9 protein-coding genes and 1 pseudogene are annotated in these 16,670 nt (G+C 71.7%); 4 read left to right on the plus strand and 6 right to left on the minus strand.

What is annotated here, in order from left to right; all coding sequences use genetic code 11:
* Positions 1-31: 31 nt before the first annotated feature.
* Positions 32-3,313, plus strand: a complete 3,282-nt coding sequence (locus AB0I38_RS37790) for a chromosome partitioning protein ParA (protein ID WP_436838822.1) — start codon at positions 32-34, stop codon at positions 3,311-3,313.
* A gap of 180 nt (positions 3,314-3,493) precedes the next feature.
* Here the strand turns inward: AB0I38_RS37790 and AB0I38_RS37795 are convergent.
* Positions 3,494-3,841, minus strand: a pseudogene (locus AB0I38_RS37795) (CorA family divalent cation transporter); the annotation flags it as partial.
* Between the two features lie 66 nt (positions 3,842-3,907).
* Between AB0I38_RS37795 and AB0I38_RS40465 the strand changes: the two are divergent.
* On the plus strand, positions 3,908-7,981 hold the full coding sequence (locus AB0I38_RS40465) for a hypothetical protein (protein ID WP_436838823.1): 4,074 nt from the start codon (positions 3,908-3,910) through the stop codon (positions 7,979-7,981).
* Here AB0I38_RS40465 and AB0I38_RS37815 read toward each other — a convergent pair.
* Positions 7,946-9,247, minus strand: a complete 1,302-nt coding sequence (locus tag AB0I38_RS37815) for a citrate/2-methylcitrate synthase (RefSeq protein ID WP_358493870.1) — start codon at positions 9,245-9,247, stop codon at positions 7,946-7,948. The genes AB0I38_RS40465 and AB0I38_RS37815 overlap by 36 nt on opposite strands.
* Before the next feature lie 69 nt (positions 9,248-9,316).
* Here AB0I38_RS37815 and AB0I38_RS37820 point away from each other — a divergent pair, with 69 nt between their 5' ends.
* Together AB0I38_RS37820 and AB0I38_RS37825 are read left to right on the plus strand one after the other, a co-directional pair.
* Complete coding sequence (locus AB0I38_RS37820; RefSeq protein ID WP_358493875.1) at positions 9,317-10,537, plus strand: LeuA family protein; 1,221 nt, start codon at positions 9,317-9,319, stop codon at positions 10,535-10,537.
* 156 nt (positions 10,538-10,693) lie between these two features.
* Positions 10,694-11,239 carry a YceI family protein gene (locus AB0I38_RS37825; protein WP_358493879.1) on the plus strand — a complete coding sequence of 182 codons (546 nt, stop codon included), beginning with the start codon at positions 10,694-10,696 and terminating at the stop codon, positions 11,237-11,239.
* A gap of 150 nt (positions 11,240-11,389) precedes the next feature.
* On the opposite strand, the gene AB0I38_RS37830 is transcribed toward AB0I38_RS37825, so the two are convergent.
* The 4 genes from AB0I38_RS37830 to AB0I38_RS37845 are packed head-to-tail and all read right to left on the minus strand — an operon-like array spanning position 11,390 to position 16,536.
* Positions 11,390-11,803 carry a YbaB/EbfC family nucleoid-associated protein gene (locus AB0I38_RS37830; RefSeq protein WP_358493888.1) on the minus strand — a complete coding sequence of 138 codons (414 nt, stop codon included), beginning with the start codon at positions 11,801-11,803 and terminating at the stop codon, positions 11,390-11,392.
* Entirely contained in the window at positions 11,796-12,119 is a 324-nt protein-coding gene (locus AB0I38_RS37835; RefSeq protein WP_358493895.1) for a hypothetical protein, read from the minus strand. The genes AB0I38_RS37830 and AB0I38_RS37835 overlap by 8 nt, the downstream gene beginning before the upstream one ends.
* Positions 12,116-16,243 carry a T3SS effector HopA1 family protein gene (locus AB0I38_RS37840; protein ID WP_358493900.1) on the minus strand — a complete coding sequence of 1,376 codons (4,128 nt, stop codon included), beginning with the start codon at positions 16,241-16,243 and terminating at the stop codon, positions 12,116-12,118. Before AB0I38_RS37840 ends, AB0I38_RS37835 begins: the two co-directional genes overlap by 4 nt.
* The gene (locus AB0I38_RS37845) at positions 16,243-16,536 is read right to left on the minus strand and encodes a hypothetical protein (RefSeq protein ID WP_358493905.1); all 294 of its coding nucleotides are present in this window, start codon (positions 16,534-16,536) and stop codon (positions 16,243-16,245) included. Before AB0I38_RS37845 ends, AB0I38_RS37840 begins: the two co-directional genes overlap by 1 nt.
* Between the last annotated feature and the right edge of the window lie 134 nt (positions 16,537-16,670).

Consider the following 16,670-nt stretch of genomic DNA (forward strand, 5'->3'; position numbering starts at 1 on the left):
GGGGCACGGCGGCGATGGCCGGGCAGGGCGGATGACGGATGCGAGAGTGACGGGGGTTCGGGTGTCGCAGGTGGAGAACGTGGTCGGAGACCGGGTGCTGATCGCCGTGCAGGCGGTCAACATCTCACGGCTTTCGACCCATCCGGTGCCGACCGTGCCTGGCACGCTCATCGTGGTGGCCGGGGCGGGGCCCAAGGACTCCAACGGCGCGGGCAAGTCGTCGTTCATCGCCTCGATCACGGCGCTGCTGGGTGACGAGCAGTGGCGCTTCGCCTCCGGCGCCAAGGCGGTGTCGGAGCTGCTGTTCAACGCCGAGCTGGCCAGCGGCGCGGGCGCCCGCCAGTGGGCCAGCGCCGACCACGGCTACATCGTCGGCGTGTTCGGCCACCCCGACGGCCCCCCGCACATCTCTGGCAGTCTCGGTGACGGATCGCCACAAGCCCCGGGCAGCTCCGGCGACGGATCGCCACCCGCCCCCGGCGGCGGCTCTCCGGGCGACGGGGCGCGCTCCGGCGCGGGCGATGAGGAGTTGTTCGCGCTGCCCGACACCTCCGGTGGAGCCGTCACCGTGTGGCTCAGGGTCAACCAGGAGGCGCCGCATCTGGAGATCCGCTGGCGCGACGGCGTGCGGCTGGCGTCGGCCGCGTCCGAGGCCGAGCGGGTGGCCCGGGCCGACGAGATCTGGGCGTCGCTGCCCCGGTCCGCCGGGCGGCGCGACGTGGTGGCCCGCGACCTGACGAAGGTGCTCTACGGCGACCGGGTGCGGTGCGTGTCCTTCCTTTCCACGTCGGTCCGCAGCAAGGTGGCCACCAACCTGCTCTCCCAGCCGCTCAACGAGATCTCGCCGGAGCGCGTGTTCGAGGCCATCGCGGCGTTGACGGGCCTCGACGCCGAGCTGGAGCAGGAGCGGGAGGCGCGTCGCGACGAGCACGCCAAGCGGGTGCGGGCCGCGCAGGCGCGCGACCGGCTGGCCGAGTTCGAGGCGGAGTCGAAGGCGCTGCTGGGCACCTTCGACCGTCGCGATCAGGCGAGGGTGCGGCTGGCCGACGCGCTGCGGTGCTGGCGCGGCCGGCAGGCGCGCAAGCTGGCCGACGCGGCGGCCAAGGACGAGATCATGGCCGCCGAGCTCGACCGGCACCTCGCGGCGGGTGAGACGGCCGGCGAGGCGATCGCCATGGTCAAGGCGGAGATCGCCACGCTGAAGGACGACACGCTCGATCGGCGGGTCAGCGAGGCGCGCAAGGAGCTGGCGGCGCTCCAGGCGCGGGCCGCCAAGCTCGAGGCCGACCGGGCGGTGGCCGAAAACTCCGCCGACGAGCTGCGTGGCCGGCTTCCGGCGCTGGAGGAGACCCGGCGGTTCGCCGACGGCCGCGACGTGCCGGCCGCCCAACGGGAGCTTACGGAGGCCCGGCAGCGGCTCAACGAGGCGTTGAAGGCCCTCGGCGTGGCCGACCAGGAGGTGAGCTCCGCCCAGGCCGCGCTCGACGACGCCGAAGGCGGCCCGGCGGCGGCCCAGCTCAACGCGCTGGCCGCCGCAGGTGTGGACGCGACGGGTTTGCTCGACGCTCTCGACGTGGCCGAGCAGGCGCGCGACTACGCCCACGCGGCCGGCCCAGGCGTCGCGGACGCCGCGGACGCCGCGGACGCCGCGGACGCCGCGCCGATCGTGGACGGCGGCGCAGACGGCGGCGGCAAGGATGGCGAGGCAGACGGGGGCGTCCATCCCGGTGCGAGCAACAGCGGCGCGGGCAATGCCAGTACGGGCAACGCCAGTACGGGCAACGGCGGTGCGGGGCTGGGGTTGGACGGTCTGCGGGGGTGGCCGAACGAGCATGCCGTCATCGTCGACGCCGGGCAGTTGGATGCCGCCGTCGCGGCGCTCGCCGGGTTGCCTGGGTCGGTGCTGGTCAGTGCCGCCGGGGTGAGCGTGGTGGGGGCGTTCGACGGGGTGGCGACCGGGCGCGAGGCGCGCATCAAGGCGGCCGAGCAGCGGCTCAACCGGGCCCGTGACATCCAGGAGACCGCGGCGCAGACCGTACACGAGAGGGAGGAAGCCGTCGCGGCGGCGCAGCGGCGGGTCGAGGGCGCGCAGGCCGGGGTGCGGCTCGCCCAGCTGGAGACGCGGCTGGCCGGTCAGCGGGCCAGACTGGCCGAGCTGGCCGGGGCGCTCAGCGAGGTCGGGCCCGCGGTGGCCGAGGCCGAGCGTCAGGCGGGCGCGCTCGACTTCCGGGCCCGCACGCGCGACATGGAGATCGAGCGGCTGGAGGGCCGGCGGCAGCGGCACGAGAGCGAGCGTGCCCAGGCGCGCGAGCAGGAGGCGCGCGTGAGCTCCGAGCGGGAGGCGCTCAAGCTCGACGCGCTGGCCGCCGACTGGGGCGGCACCGTCGAGGCGGCGCGCGAGTGGCTCCGGGCGCTGCCCGAAGAGGAGCGTCCGCGCACCGCCGACGAGTGGTGGCGGATCGCCGAGCGCCATTTCGACCAGGCGTTGCGTGACACGTTCCCCGAGGAGGACGCAGAGATCCCCGAGGAGCTGCGGTTCCTGCTGGCCGAGCGGGGCGGGAGCACGGCGCGCGAGCAGGCGACGTTCGCGGCGGTGTGCGGAGCGCTGGCGTCCTACCTGCGGGGGCAGGAGGAGTACGAAAAGCACCAGCGGCGGCAGATCGAGGCTCAGCTCGTGTCGCGGCAGCGTGACCTGGCCGCGGCGGCCAAGGGCGCCGAGGAGGCGGCGCACTCCACGGCCGTGCACCGGGCGGCGTTGAGCGCGGCGATCAAGGCGAGGCTCACCCGGGTGGCCGAGGAGTTCGAGAAGCTCGACACCGGCTACGGCGGTTACGGCGCGACGCTGGAGTTCCCGGTGCCGCCCGCGCCGGCGGATCCGGAGCAGCGCTGGCAGTGGCGGGTGACGCCCAAGTGGCGGCGCGGAGAGGGGCAGGGGTTCGTCCCCTACAACCGCAGGGCCAACACGGCGCTCATGGACGAGAAGGCCGTCAAGCTCGTGTGCGCGGCGGCCATCGCGTCGTCCGGTGGCGGTCACCTGTGCCTGGTGCTCGACGAGCTGGGGCGCAACCTCGGCAAGGAGCACCGGCGCGAGGCGGTCGCGCTGTTCCGCCGGATCGGCGAGACGTACGGGATCACGGTGATCGGGGCGCTGCAGGACGACATGGAGCCGTACGCGATCGACGCCTGCGGCCAGTACATCAAGCTACGTCGCTCGTCCGACGCCATGCCCTACAACGAGCCGCCGGTGATCGTCGGCCACGACGAGCACGCCGACCGGGTCCGCGCGCTCGCGGCCTACGTGGAAAGACCGTGACCCACGACGTGTCACGTTTTGCCCTACGACGAGCACCTTCGTCGCCCATTGCCTGCGTGGAGCACTGACGTCGCCAAACGGCCTGCGGCTCAGTCTGGTGATCCGCAGGCCGCCGATGAGGTGAGGTGCGGCGGTGGAGAAGTCAGCGGGAGGCCGGCCGGTCGCGAAACCTGCGGCCGATCACGACCGGGTCCTCCAGCAGCTTCGGGACACCCGAGGCGTTGCCCGGGTCGATCCGGACGTGCAGGAAGGTCGGGCCGCCCGGCTCAGCGCCTTCGCGAACTCCGCGCGCAGCGTCCGTGCGTCGGCGGCTTGACGCACCGACCAACCGGCCGCGGCGGCGAGCTCGCCGAGGTCGACCCGGGCCGAGTAGGTGGGCAGGTCGCCCGCCGCCATGAGCAGGATCGCGAACAGGTAACCGAAGGCGCAGTGCGTCTCGGGCATGTCGTCGAAGTTCATCCCGTAGATGCCGCCGACCACCGTCGGGGCGAACAGGACGGCCGCCCAGGCGGAGATCTTCTTGACCTCCTCGCCCTGCTGCGGTTTTCAGCACTTGTTGATCTATTTTCGCCATCTGCCCATAGGTTGTTCGCGATGACTTCATCGACGCAGATTTACACCTATATCCGCTCGTCCGCCGTGCTCGAATCGGCCGACGGGCGCACCCTCGCGCTGGAGACCTCCGGCGGCGCCACACCCGAGGGTGCGGCGGCCAATCCACGGTTGTTCAGCGGTTTCCTGACCGCGCCGGTCCCGTCCGCGGTCGCCTTGCTGGCGGTCGCCGACGTGGCCGCCGCCCGTTATCACCTGCCTCGCGCGTCGTCCTCGCTGGATCCGGTGGTGACCGCGGGCGGTGACCGGTTGCGGTTCGAGTCGTTCTCCGGTTGCTGCGGGGTCTACGCGCGTCTCGACGTGCTGGCACCCGGTCTCGACGGGGACAAGGTCGGTCACGGCACCACCAACGTCGACGTCAACCCGCCGCTGCGCAGAGCGCTCGCCCGGCTCGGTGGGATGGACCCCCTGCACCTGGCGGTCGGGCCGGAGGCGTTGGAGGTCAGCACGTTCGACGGCCGGTTCGTGGAGAAGAAGGTTCCGCTGCCGCGGCGCTGGGTCCGTGGGTTCGCCGAGGCTCAGGTGCTGGCGGCCGGGTTCGAGCTGCGCGCCGAGGTGCCGGCGGCGGAGGCGGCCGCGGTGCTGCGGGCGCTGCCGAAGTCCTCCGGTGCTCGGGCGGCGCACTGGGTGGTGCCCATGGGCCGCACCCTGCGCCCGGTGAGCCGGCCCGCGCCGGGTGCGGTCTGCCTGCCCGGCCCCGAGCGGCTGCTGACTCTGCGGCAGGTGTTGCGGCACGCGTCGGCCCTGCGGGTGTACGCGCCGATCGCGGCGGGACAGGACGCGGCTGCCGTGGCGTGGGAGGTGGTGCTGCCGGGGATGCGGTTGACGCTGATGCTGTCGCAGGACGCCTCGCGCGGGTTCTCCGGGGAGGGCGGCGTGCTGCACGACCTGGCCACCGGACCCGCGGCGGACGACGCGGAACTGGTCTCGGCGCTGCTGGCCTGGGAACCGACGGTCGACGTGGCCGAGCTGGCCAGGCAGGCCCATCTGCCGCCTGAGCGGGTCCGCGTCGCGCTGACGGTGCTGGGGAGCGGTGGGCAGATCGGCTACGACCTCGCGGAGGCGGCGTACTTCCACCGGAGCCTGCCGTACTCGGCGGGTCGCGTGGAGTCGGACAATCCCCCGGCTGCGTGGGGCGCGGACGCTGGTCGCGGAGGGTTCGGTCCGGCTGGACGGCGCGCTGGCCTCGGTCGGGAAGGACGATCACGTCCAGGTGGTCCGGATGGACGAGGCGGGGCGGTTGAGCTGCACCTGCCTGTGGTGGGCGAAGTACCGGGGAGGGCGCGGACCGTGCAAGCACGCGCTCGCGGTGCGCATGGTCCGGGACGCGATGGCGGAGGAGGCACGATGAACTTGCCGGACCTCGTGGAGGCCGGGGACGTCGCGGGCGTGGTCCGCGAGCTGGGCGGGATGACACCGGATCGGCGCAAGGAGAACGACGTCGCCCTGGCGGCCCGGCGTGCGGTGATGGACACCGATTGGGGCGGGCATTCCGCGACCGAGCTGGACGCGCAGCTGGCCGCCGAGCTGGGGTGTCAGGACAGCGCCTCGGCGGCGGCCGGGTGGTTCCGCGTGGCCGCGAACCGCCGCTCGTTGAGAGGGCTGGGCGAGGACGGCGCCTGGCTGGTGGACGTCATCGGCCTGCGTCCTGTCGAGTGGCGCGCCGAGCTGGCAGGGCTGCTGGGCGAGGAGGCGTGGTCCGAGTCCACGTACAGGTTCGCCTTCGTCGAGCATCTCGTGCACGACACGGGGTGCCCGGTGCCGACCTCGGACGCCTTCCTTACCACCTGGCTGCACGATCGCTGCATCTGGTACGTGCGGCGCCCCGCCCATCTGAAGGGCGGGGTGCCAGGCGCCGGCTTTCAGGAACGGCTGGTCAACGACCCGTGGACAGCACGGCTCCTGCCCGTGGCACTGGCGCGGCCGGGAGTGGAGCTGCCGCTGGCGCAACTGGCCGCGATCAGTCTCGCCGAGCCGGGGCTGATCGATCGGGACTTGCTGGCGGACCGGTGCTACGCGCACCTTTCCGGCAACCTGCCGTGGGGCATGGACGTGCTGAAGGCCATGGAGCTCACCCCGGCCGAGCAGGCGCGGGTCTCCGGCCCCCGGGTCGAGCTCCTCGACCGCTGCCTCGAACGCCTCCTTCAGGACGGCACGCGGATGGAGATGCGGCCGTGGCTTGACTGCCTGCGGGTCATGGTGCCCACGCCCGCCGAGCAGGCGGCCGTGGCCCGGGACTACCTGGCGCTGCTGGACGGGTCGCCGCCGGTGGCCGACCACGGCCAGGAGGTTCTCGCCGGGCTGGACGAGCTCGGGCTGGTCGAGTGGGAGCTGGTGGAGGAGGCCGGCGAGCGGGTCCTGCTCCGGCCGGAGAAGAAGCTGGTCCGCGCCCAGCTCTCGTGGCTCGACCGGGTCGCGAAACGGGATCCGGCTCGCGCGGGTCAGGTCGTGACGGCCGCGGCCACGGCGTTCGACCACCGGGACGCCGCACTGCAGGAGCGTGCCCTCGCGGTGATCGGCCGTCATCTCAAGGCCGCGGGGGAATCGGTGCTGCCGGAGCTGCGGACGGCGGCGGAGCGGCTCGGCCTGGGGCTGTCCGCGCGGGCCGCCGTGCTGTTCGGCATGCCGTCGGCCGGCACCACCGAGGAGCGCGCCGACGTGCTGCCGGTCGTGTCCGGGCCGAGGCTGGTGCCGGGTCCCCTCGCGACGGTGGCCGAGGTCGCCGAGGAGGTCGCGGCGGTCGTCGCGGGCGATCAGGACGTGGTGGCGTTCGAGCGGGCCCTGGACGGCCTGGTGCGGCACGCCCACCTGGACCGGGCCGCACTGGCCGCCGCGCTGAAGCCGGTGCTGCGCAAGCAGCCCCGGACGCTGTTCGACTGCGTGCCCGCGGACCTGCACGGGGTGGCCCGGGCGGTGGCGGAACTCGAGCCGGACACGGGCCTTCGCCGCCGCCGCGGCAGGGCCAGGTTCTCCCTGGCCGGGGAACTGCTCGCGGCGCGCCTGGTGGAGGCGAGCGAGCTGGTGATGGCCGGCGTCCAGCCGTTCCTGCTGGCCGTGCCGACCCACTCCACCGGCGCGCTGGACGCGGCCGTACTGGTGGAACGCCTCACGGCGTGCGAGAGGCTCGGCGTCACCCCCGCCCCGGTTGACCTGGCGCAGGCGTTGCTGCGCGTCACCCCGGGAGCGGACTCGCAGGTGCTCGTCGCGGCCGAGAGCCTCGGCTCTGCGGCCGGGAAGCGGACGGCGGACTGGCTGCGCACGGGCGGCCTGCCGCACCAGGAGTCCGAACCACCGGGCTGGGGGCTGGACACGCAGCCGCGCCGGAACCAGCCGCGGTCACCGGCGGCTCCCGGGCTGACCCTCGATCCCGCGCCGCCCCAGGCAGTGGCCGACCTGATCGGGCCCCACCAGCAGCGCCGCCAGTACGTCGTGGAGCCGCCTCAGATGTTCTGGTTCGCGCAGCTTCCCCATCATCGCGATGTGGTCGCCGCCCGCGACTACTTCGAGGATCACGAGAATGACCGGGGCTGGACGGCGGCGCTCCCGTTCATGGCGGAGTCCGGCGGCCCCGCGGGGTTCGCGGTGCACCTGCTGCTGGCCGACAGCATGGGGACCAGCCGTCCGGTGGACCGGGGGCCCGCGGTGGACGCGGTGCTGGTGCTCGCCGCCCGGGGCCAGCTCGACGCCGGCCTGTTCGGGTGCCAGCTCGCCGCCCTCGTCCATCGAGGAGGGCTCCCGGCCAACCGCCTGGCCGAGACCCTGCGCATGATGGCCGACACGGGCGCGCACGGCGTCGTGTGGTCCGTGTTCGAAGGCGCCCTGCCCCGTCTGCTGGACGACAAGCCGGTTCATGGCGCGGGCGAACTGCTCGCGCTCGCCGTGGAGTGCGCGGCACGCTGCGACGCCTCGGGTGAGATCGCGGAGGTCACGGTGGTCGCCCAGCGCACCGGATCCAGCCTGGTCGTGAAGAACGCCAGGGCATTGCGGGAGGTGCTGCTGCGCGCCGGTCACCGGGTCGCGTCACCTGATCGGCGGGCCGACGTAGGCGGCGCGTAGCCGGAGCAGGGAGCCGGTGGCGTACTCCTCCATGGCGTGGGCCAGCCAGCCGGCGGTCCTGGCGATGGCGAAGACGGCCTCGCCGGCGCCGCTGATCATGCCGGTGGCCGCGACGAGGGTGGCGAGGGCGAAGTCGACGTTCCGCTCGGGGAGGCGGCGCCGGCGGACCTCCTCAAGCACGGCCTGGGCCGCGGCCAGCCGCTCGTGGCCCGGCACCGCCTCGGCGACCAGATCCATCAGGAGGCTTCCCCGGGCGTCGCCGTTCTTGTAGACGCTGTGGCCGAAGCCCGGGATGCGCTCGCCTCGGCGGATCCGGTCGGCGATGACGCGGTGGGCCTGGGCGGGGGTGGCGACCTCGGCCAGCAGCCGCTCGGCGGCGTAGGAGGCACCGCCGTGCAGGGGGCCGCCGAGCACGCCGAGGCCGGTGAGCACCACGGCGTACGGGTCGGCGCGGGCGGACGCGGCCACCCGCGCGGCCAGGGTCGAGGCCGCCAGCTCGTGGTCGGCGAGCAGCACGAGCGCGGCCTCCAGAGCGCGGACCAGGGCCGGGGTGGCGGGGAGCGGGCTCAACCGCGGCCAGAGCCGCTTGGCGATCGACGCGCCACCGGCCACCGCGTGAGGCTGGACGAGAGGGAGGGCTTCGACGAGGCCGGCGATGAGACGGCGGGCCGTGGCGGTGACGGATTCGGGGTCGAGGTGGTAGCGGAGTGAGTCGGAGGCGCCGAGGACCGTGATGATGACCTGGAGGCGGTCGAGCGGCAGGATGCCCTCGGGGAGGCCACGCTGCGCCGTCACCGCGGCTCGCAGCGCCTCGGGGTCGGCTGCCCACACAGGCGCCGCACGGTCGCGGAGATCCCCCGGACGCCGGGGGGCCGCCTCGTCCCGACGCCCCTCGCCCGCCAGGCCGGCCGCGCGAGGGGTGACACCGTTGGCAGGTGCGTCCAGGACGGCGGGGTCCGCGGTCCAGAGCCACTCGGCCACGGCCTCGAAGCCCGTCCCCTGTGCCAGCGCCAGCGCGTCGTGACCGCGGTAGTGCGGACGGTCCAGGACGAGGGCCGTGATGGCCGACTCGATGACCAGCTCCGGCGGCTGGCTGCGGGGACGGCCGCGGCGGGCCAGCCGCTCGATCTCGGCGGCGTCGAACAGGCTGCGCCGCCCGTCCTCGCCGTGGCGGCGCTTGAGCACGCCCCTGCTGACATAGGCGTAGAGCGTGGCCGGCTTCACGCCGAGCCGCTCGGCCGCCGTGGCCGCGTCGATCCACTCCACGCTCGCACCTCACAATGTTGATGAAAATCAATATTGATACACATTGAGAGACCGTGTCAACGTGAAGCCATGCCAAAAGTTCACTTTCTCGACGTGACGAACCGGGACGGCGTGCAGACCGCGCGCACCGGCCTGTCGAAGTTCGGCAAGACCATGGTCAACTTCTATCTGGCCAAGCTCGGCGTGGCGCAGTCCGAGATCGGTTTTCCCTTTCTGTTCCACGAGGTCCCGTACGTGAAGGCGCAGGTGGCCCTGGCCGAGGCGGGCGCGTTCGGCGACCTTCGGCTGTCCGGGTGGTGCCGGGGCGTGGCGGGGGACGTGGAGAAGGCCGCGCCGCTGGGGCTGCGGCACTACAACCTGTCGATCTCCACCTCGGACTACATGATTCAGAACAAGTTCCGGGGCCGTCTCGACCGCGGCTCGATCATCAGGGAGATGACCGCCGCCGTCAGGGCGGCCAAGGTGGCGGGCGCCCACACCGTGGGGGTCAACGCCGAGGACGGGTCGCGCACCGATGACGGGTTCCTGCTGGAGTTCGCGCTGGCGGCCAAGGAGGCGGGGGCCGACCGGGTGCGCTACTGCGACACGATCGGCGGCGACACGCCTGACCGAATCCGCGAGCGGTTCGCCAAGCTGGCCTCGTCCGCGGGGATGCCGGTCGAGACGCACTGCCACAACGACCTCGGCATGGCGGTGGCCAACTCGGTGTCGGGCGCGCTCGGCGATCTGGACGCCGGCCAGGACGCGTGGGTCAACACCTGCGTGAACGGCGTCGGCGAACGTTCCGGCAACGCCGACCTGCTGTCCACGATCCTGGCGTTCGAGCACGGCTTCGGGCTCAACGCGGAGATCGGTGACGCTCTCGACCTGTCGTGGGCCCGCAGGTTCGGGCTGTGGGCGGCCTACGCGCTCGGGCAGCCGCTGCCGTACAACCAGGTGGGAGTGGGGCGCAACGCGTTCGCGCACGAGAGCGGCATCCACGCCGACGGCGCGCTGAAGGACCACGGCAACTACGAGCTGTACGACGAGGCGACGCTGGGGCCGTTCCCCGAGGACTGGCACGCGCGCCACGGGCGGGTCGTGCTGACCGGCGAGTACGGCGGGAAGGCCGGGTTCGGCCACGTCATGGAGGGCCTGGGAGTCGAGGTGCGGGAGGAGGACCTGGCGTTCCGGCTGGTGCAGCTCTGCAACGCGATGACCGGCCGGCCGCTCACCGACGACGAGTTGCGCCTGATCGCGACCTACCCGCGCGAGCTGTCGCTGCTGTTCCCCGGCTACGAGGCCGGCTGAGCCCTGGGAGTCCGCCCCGGTCGCTCGATGCCCTGCCCGCCCGGGGCCCTCACCAGCCGAAGCCCTGGTCGGCCGGGATCCTCACCGGCCGATGCCCCGGTCGGCTGAGTCCTGCCCGGACCGAGTCCTGCGTGACCGTGAGGCTAGCCTGGAGGAATGGACCCTGGAACCTATTCACTGGGCCCCGGCTCAGGCTCCCTTCTCGTCCATACGACCCGCACCGGACTGGGCGCGAAGGCGGGCCACGACCTGACCATCGAGGTGACCCGATGGCGAGGTGAGGCCGTGGTCGACCCCGCCGGTCCAGCCGGCTCGTCGGTGACGCTGGAGCTCGACGCCTCGTCGCTGGAGGTCAAGGAGGGCACCGGCGGCATCAAACCGCTCACCGACGGCGACCGGCGGGAGATCCAGAAGCTCATGCGCGAGAAGGTCCTCCAGACCGACCGTCACCCGACGATCACCTTCCGCTCGGCCCGGATCTCCGGCGATCCGGAGTCGTTCCAGGTAGAGGGCGACCTCACGCTGGCCGGCGTCACACGGCCGGTCACCGTGTCGGGCACGCTGGCCGGCGACCGCGTCCACGGCACGGCCACCATCACCCAGACCCGCTGGGGTATTCGGCCTTACTCCGGGCTGTTCGGCGCGCTCAAACTCAACGACGACGTCGACGTGCGGTTCGACCTCGGCCTGACTCCACAGTGACCGCCACACCACCTCGGCCTGCCCCACGGTGACGGCACACTCCGGCCCCCACGATGGGCGATACCAAGGGAGCCCTCGTCGCTCAGCCAGGACGTGCGCCGCTTCGTCAAGAACCGCGGCCTGACGGTGTCCGACGCGCAAACCGTCGGACTACCCGCCCATGGTCCCTGACCGCCGGTCCCGAGGCTCTTCCGGGCGCAGGCTGGGCAGGAGCGCGCCGAGGTCGGCGTCGGCGCCGAGCAGTCCTTCGAGGTCGACGCCGTCCGGCGCGAGTGGTGCCAGCAGGTCGGTGGTCTGCCGGCTCACCTCCGAGGTCGCCGCCTCGATCTGCTCCATGATCGACGCGGCGATCTCCGACGCGGACAGCTTTCGGGTGATGCGCGGATCCAGCTCGATGTGCGTGATGCGGCTCTGCTGCCCGGCTTTCACGGTCACCAGGCCGTCCTTCGAAGTGGCCGTGGCCTCCACCTCGCGCAGCCGTGCGTAGGCGGTCCGGATCTCGGCCGCCTGCCGTTCGTACTCCGCGACCATCTTCTCCAACTGCGCGTGCAGTTCCTCATGCATGATTCGCGTCCTCTTGACCGCTGTGCCGCCGCGGGGCGGGCATGTGCCGCACCGCCTCTGGGTCCTCCCCGTGGAGGATGTCGTAACCCTCGGCATAGTGGCGCATCATCGGCCACAGCAATCTCATACGCAGACTCACCAGCACACTGGAGTCCGCGGTGCGTGCCAAGATCCATCGGGGATCTCCCGCGTCAAGCCTGAGCACGGCCGACATCAGCAGATCATCCGCCTCCAACGCCGGATGGGTCACCTCGTCGACCTCACCCGCGAGAAATCCGTCCACGAACTCCCTGGCGGAGTCCAACTCATCCGTCACCGTCTATCTCCACTCGCATTGACGTGCGGATTGTCAGGTTCGACGCCGCCCCTCCGGAAGTATTCGTCGACCTTCCGCTTGAACATGCTCAGGTCACCACCCGCCGACCGCGTGTCCACGAGGGCCTCGAAGATGAGGTCGGACCGCAGAGAGCCGAAACTGTTCCCGGACACACGTGGCTCGGCACCGAGACCGACACCGTCCATCACCGGCTGCGTCATCGGCGGCACGGCCGGCAGGAAAAGGCCGGGATGACGCTCGTCGTACTCGACGAGCCACTGGAGCACCCTGTCCGTCGCCGCCTGGTCCGTCAGGTAGATCACGATCCCATCTCCACGTTGCTTGATCGCCTCGAAGCCACTGATCTTGGCGGCGCGCACACCCGGAAAATCCTCAGGCGCGTCCACGACTTCTCTGACCAGGGCTCTCATCAACGTCGGGGCCCCGTCGGGCACGACATGCAAGTAGAGACGTTGAGTAGTGCTGTTACCGGACCTGTCCTCGCGGATGAAGTGGAAGAAGTCCCAAGCACTGACCTGGTTGACAAGATCCTCCTCGACGAGCCCCGCCATTTCTCCCCTCCGCTGCGAGACCGAATAGCCCTCCGGCCTGGTGCGAGCCAAGTCCGCAAGTTCCTTCATGTAGGACTCGGGGGTCCGGTGAAGCGGTTTTTCGGTCTCCACGGCGTACATGCTGTAGATGTCGTCTCTTTTCAGAGACACTTTTTGCTCCCGGGCCCAGACCCGTTCGAGGAAGTCGTCAGTGCTCAGCCTGGACAGGGCAGGTGCCTCCAGGCCCTGCTGCCGGTACAAGTGCTGCCGCACTTCCTCCACTTCCGCGAAGGAGAGTTCCGGATGCCGCCTCGCGAGGTCCGCGTGCGTCCAGAGGCGGTTCGCGTCCAGCGGGCTCTCTTGCTGGCGTATGAAGTCGGCGAGCCCCCTGGCCAGCAGTTCGGCGTCGGGTGCACGGATGACCGGCTCATGTCCAGCCTCCACGGCCGCCACGTACGTTTCGACGGCGTGACGCGGACCGTGAAGCTCCACCAGCCGGTTGAGCGTTCGACTCGACGACCGCGAATCCGCGACCACGCCGGGGGCGAGCCGGTCGAACTCACCCAAGACCCTGGCCTGCGCCGGCGAAGGCTCGCCCAGGCCCAGTGAGTCGGCCATCCACAGGCCCACCAGCTCCAAGGGCGCGCCGGCTGCTCTCCCACCCTTGACGAACGGCGACGCGAGCTCGGCCGCAGGCAGCGAATCGTCCGGGTACGCGCGCTGCGAACCCGTCCTCTGGTTCGCATGCGGATTGACGGGGTCGATGCCGGCCCTTCGGAAGTGTTCGTCGACCTTCTGCCTGAACAGGTTGAGGTCACCACCCGCCGACTCGGTCTCCCGGAGGGCCTGGAAGACGCTCCGCGAACGGAGTTGCCCGAAGCTGGTCCCGCTCCGGGTGGGCTCCATCCCGAGGCCGACGCCTTCCCTCAGCGGCAGGGTCATCGGCGGCGTGTCCCGCAGGAAGACGCCGGGATGGCGATCGCCGTACTCGTCAAGCCACTGCAACACTCTGTCGGCCGCCGCGCGATCCGCCAGGTACACCACGATTCCGTCTCCACGGAGGGTGACTTCCCGGTAGCCACTGATCTTGGCCGAGTGCACACCGGGGAAACGCTGAGGCTCGTCCACGACGTTCTTGACCAGGGCGCTCATCAGCTCCGGCGCCATGTCGGGCGTGGCATGCAGGTAGAGACGTTGGGTGGCGACGACGTCACCGTCCGTGCGGCGGAAGGAGAAGAACTCCATGCCGTTGCCGACATGCGTGTAGTCGAGGGAGCTGACGCTCCTCTCCGTCCGCTGCGTGAACGAGTCGGCCTCCGACCTGGCGCGGGCCGTCTCCACCAGCGGGTTCAGGTAGGACTCGGGGGTCCGGTGGAGCGGTTTGATTTTTGCCCCATCGGCATACCTGTCGTAGACATGGTGCTCGCTGCCGATGGATGAGCGCTCTCGCCAGACCTGCTCGAGGAAGGCGGCGGTGCTCTCCCGGGACAGGGGCGGCGGCTCCAGGCCGTGCTGCCGGTACGAGCGCAGCCGGAGTTGCTCCACCTCAGCGAAGGACAGCTCCGGATGCCGTCTCGCGATCTCCGCGTGCCGTCTGCGGCCGTACGGTTCCGGCGGACCCTCACTCCGCATGAAATCGGCGATCCCCCTGGCCAGGGACTCGGCGTCGGCCGCGCGGGCGACCGGATGCCCGGCCTCCACGGCCCTCACGTATGACGTGACGACGTGCCGGCCGCCGTGGAACTCCACCAGGTTGTTGAGTGTCCTGCTCGCCGACGGGTGCAGCGCGAGCACTTCGGGAGCGAGCCGGTCGAACCGCCCCATGACCTCGGCCCGCGCGGGCGAGACATCGCCCAGGCCCAGGATGCCGGCCACCGTCTGGCCCGTCGCGGCCTCCGCGTTCCTGAACGGCGGCACGGGCTCCGCCCCGGGCCGCCAACCCCCGTGTCCCGCGTCCGGCGGATCCGCCGACTGGTGCGCCCGCGGGGGCATGCCGTCTCCGTCGGCGAGCACGGCGGGCGGCTGGGCACGCGGGCCCTGGTCCACCATGGGAGCCGACTCAGGAAGGGGGACAGGCCGGGCACCCGGATGGGACGCCGCGGCGTCATGGGATGGCCGAGCCACCGGGGCGGCGGGCTCGCCTGCCCTTCCGTCCGGCGCCGGAGTCCTGGGCCAGTCATCCACATTCCTGCCCGCCACCGGCGCCGCTGGTCCGTCGCCTGCCCTCCTGTCCGCCATCCCGGGCCGGTCGCCGACGTTCCTGTTCGCCACCGGAGTGCCGGCGCCGTCGTTCGTACTCCTGTACGGCATCGGCCCGGCCCGGTCACCTCTGTTCGAGACCGCGAGGGCGGCCGGTCTGCCGTCGTCCACGGGCCGGAGCACGGCCTCTGGTTTGGGCTGGGGCCAGACCTGCTGGTCCGGTCGTATCCGAGAGCCTCCCGGCTGCTGGGCGAGCATCGTGGGTCGCTCAGCGGGAGGGGCCTGACCACGCGCGGGAGAGGCCTCAGGTTGTGAGGGGCGCGGGGGGGCCGCACCGTCCTCCCCAGGGCGAGGCGTCCCGCCGGGCCGGTCGGTGCCGGCGAGGTCCGCGGCGCCGGAGTGCCGTGCGGGCAGGAGACCGGGCCCGCCCTCGGTCATGGCCCTGGGACGGGCGGCGGTGGGCCCGATGCCGCCGAGCACGCCAGAGGTGAGGGAGAACAGCAGGTTGTCACGGGTGAGTTGCCCCGTCGCCCCGAGCGTGACCGCGCCGGCGGTCGCGCCCGACACACCGCCCATCACCGCCTGCCCCATCACCGTGTCGGATGCGCCGGCCAGCAACGTCCGCACGGTCTTGGCCTCGTTCTTGGCGACCGCGCCGACCATGTCGTCGGTCACCAGTTTGGCCGCCCCGATCTTCATCCCGCCGAACAACGCGCCGGTCAGCGCGCCAGTGCCGGACGACCACAGCAACGACTCAAAGTTGATCTCATCACGATGTCCGGCCAGCAGTTGTCCGAACTGGACACCCCCATCCAGACCACCCATGATGGCCCCGAACAAGAGCATGTTCCTCAGCACGATCCCCTTGATCGCCTGATTGCGCACCCGCTCGAACCCGAGCCTGCTCCAGATCAGCGCCGTCGCGCCCGGATTCGCCACCGCGAACGCCAGCAGCCGAAGGATCGCCAAGGCGGTCAGTATCGCCCCGGCGATCATCATCCACTGGGTGTGCTCCACATCCGTCGCGTGCTTGCGGGTCATGTCCGCGCCCTGCCGCAACTCGTGCTCCACATAAGCCAGCACGGCGACCGGATCCCGGTCCGCCTCGGCCGGGTCGCCGCCGGCGTCACGCACGAGCTCCCCGAGCAACTGCACGAACTCGGCCTTGGCCACGCCCTCCCACGCGCCACTCTGGAGCAGCGCGACCACCCCGTCGCCCGCTTCCTTGCGTAACCGGCCAAGCTTGTCGGCTATCACATCCTGCTCGTCAGCCTTCGCGACCATGTCGTCGTAGCGCTGCTCGGGGAACACCCCACCCGCGATATAAGGCCAGAACGGCTTCAGCACATCCGGCACGAAGACGTTCGGATCCATCAGTATCCGTCCCGCGATGTCGAAGCATCGTCAGCCGCCTGATAGACGCGCCGGGTCTGAGTGGTGTGACCGGCCGCAGTGTCCGACTGCTCGGCGATCAACCGCAACAGCCGGGCCGCACGCTCGAACCGGCTCCCCTGCCGGCTCCAGAACGCGTTGCCGTAGTCGTCGCCGGTCGCGGCCGTACGGGTGCCGCGCGCGCTCGCCTCATGCGCACCAGCCAGCCCACCTAACCCGATCGCCAGCTCCCCCAGCAGATCGCTCAGCGCCAGCAACTTCCGCTCAGCGAACACGATGCCATCGGAATCCGCGGGACCAGCCGCACGCTCTGGAACGACACTCGCGGCCGGCCGGTCACTGCGCAGCGAATCGGGCAGGCACGGACCCGGCTGCGGACACGGCGGACTGTGAAGGCATGGCGTCACCA

This window comes from Nonomuraea cavernae (genome assembly GCF_040655715.1).
GTDB classification, from domain to species: Bacteria; Actinomycetota; Actinomycetes; order Streptosporangiales; family Streptosporangiaceae; genus Nonomuraea; species Nonomuraea cavernae_A.

Bases quoted from the DNA above. Each gene is read 5' to 3' on its own strand.
- AB0I38_RS37820 (WP_358493875.1), top strand. From the start codon at position 9,317: ATGCCAAAAGTTCACTTTCTCGACGTGACGAACCGGGACGGCGTGCAG.
- AB0I38_RS37790 (WP_436838822.1), top strand. From the start codon at position 32: ATGACGGATGCGAGAGTGACGGGGGTTCGGGTGTCGCAGGTGGAGAAC.
- AB0I38_RS40465 (WP_436838823.1), top strand. From the start codon at position 3,908: ATGACTTCATCGACGCAGATTTACACCTATATCCGCTCGTCCGCCGTG.
- AB0I38_RS37825 (WP_358493879.1), top strand. From the start codon at position 10,694: ATGGACCCTGGAACCTATTCACTGGGCCCCGGCTCAGGCTCCCTTCTC.
- AB0I38_RS37830 (WP_358493888.1), bottom strand. From the start codon at position 11,803: ATGCATGAGGAACTGCACGCGCAGTTGGAGAAGATGGTCGCGGAGTAC.
- AB0I38_RS37840 (WP_358493900.1), bottom strand. From the start codon at position 16,243: ATGGATCCGAACGTCTTCGTGCCGGATGTGCTGAAGCCGTTCTGGCCT.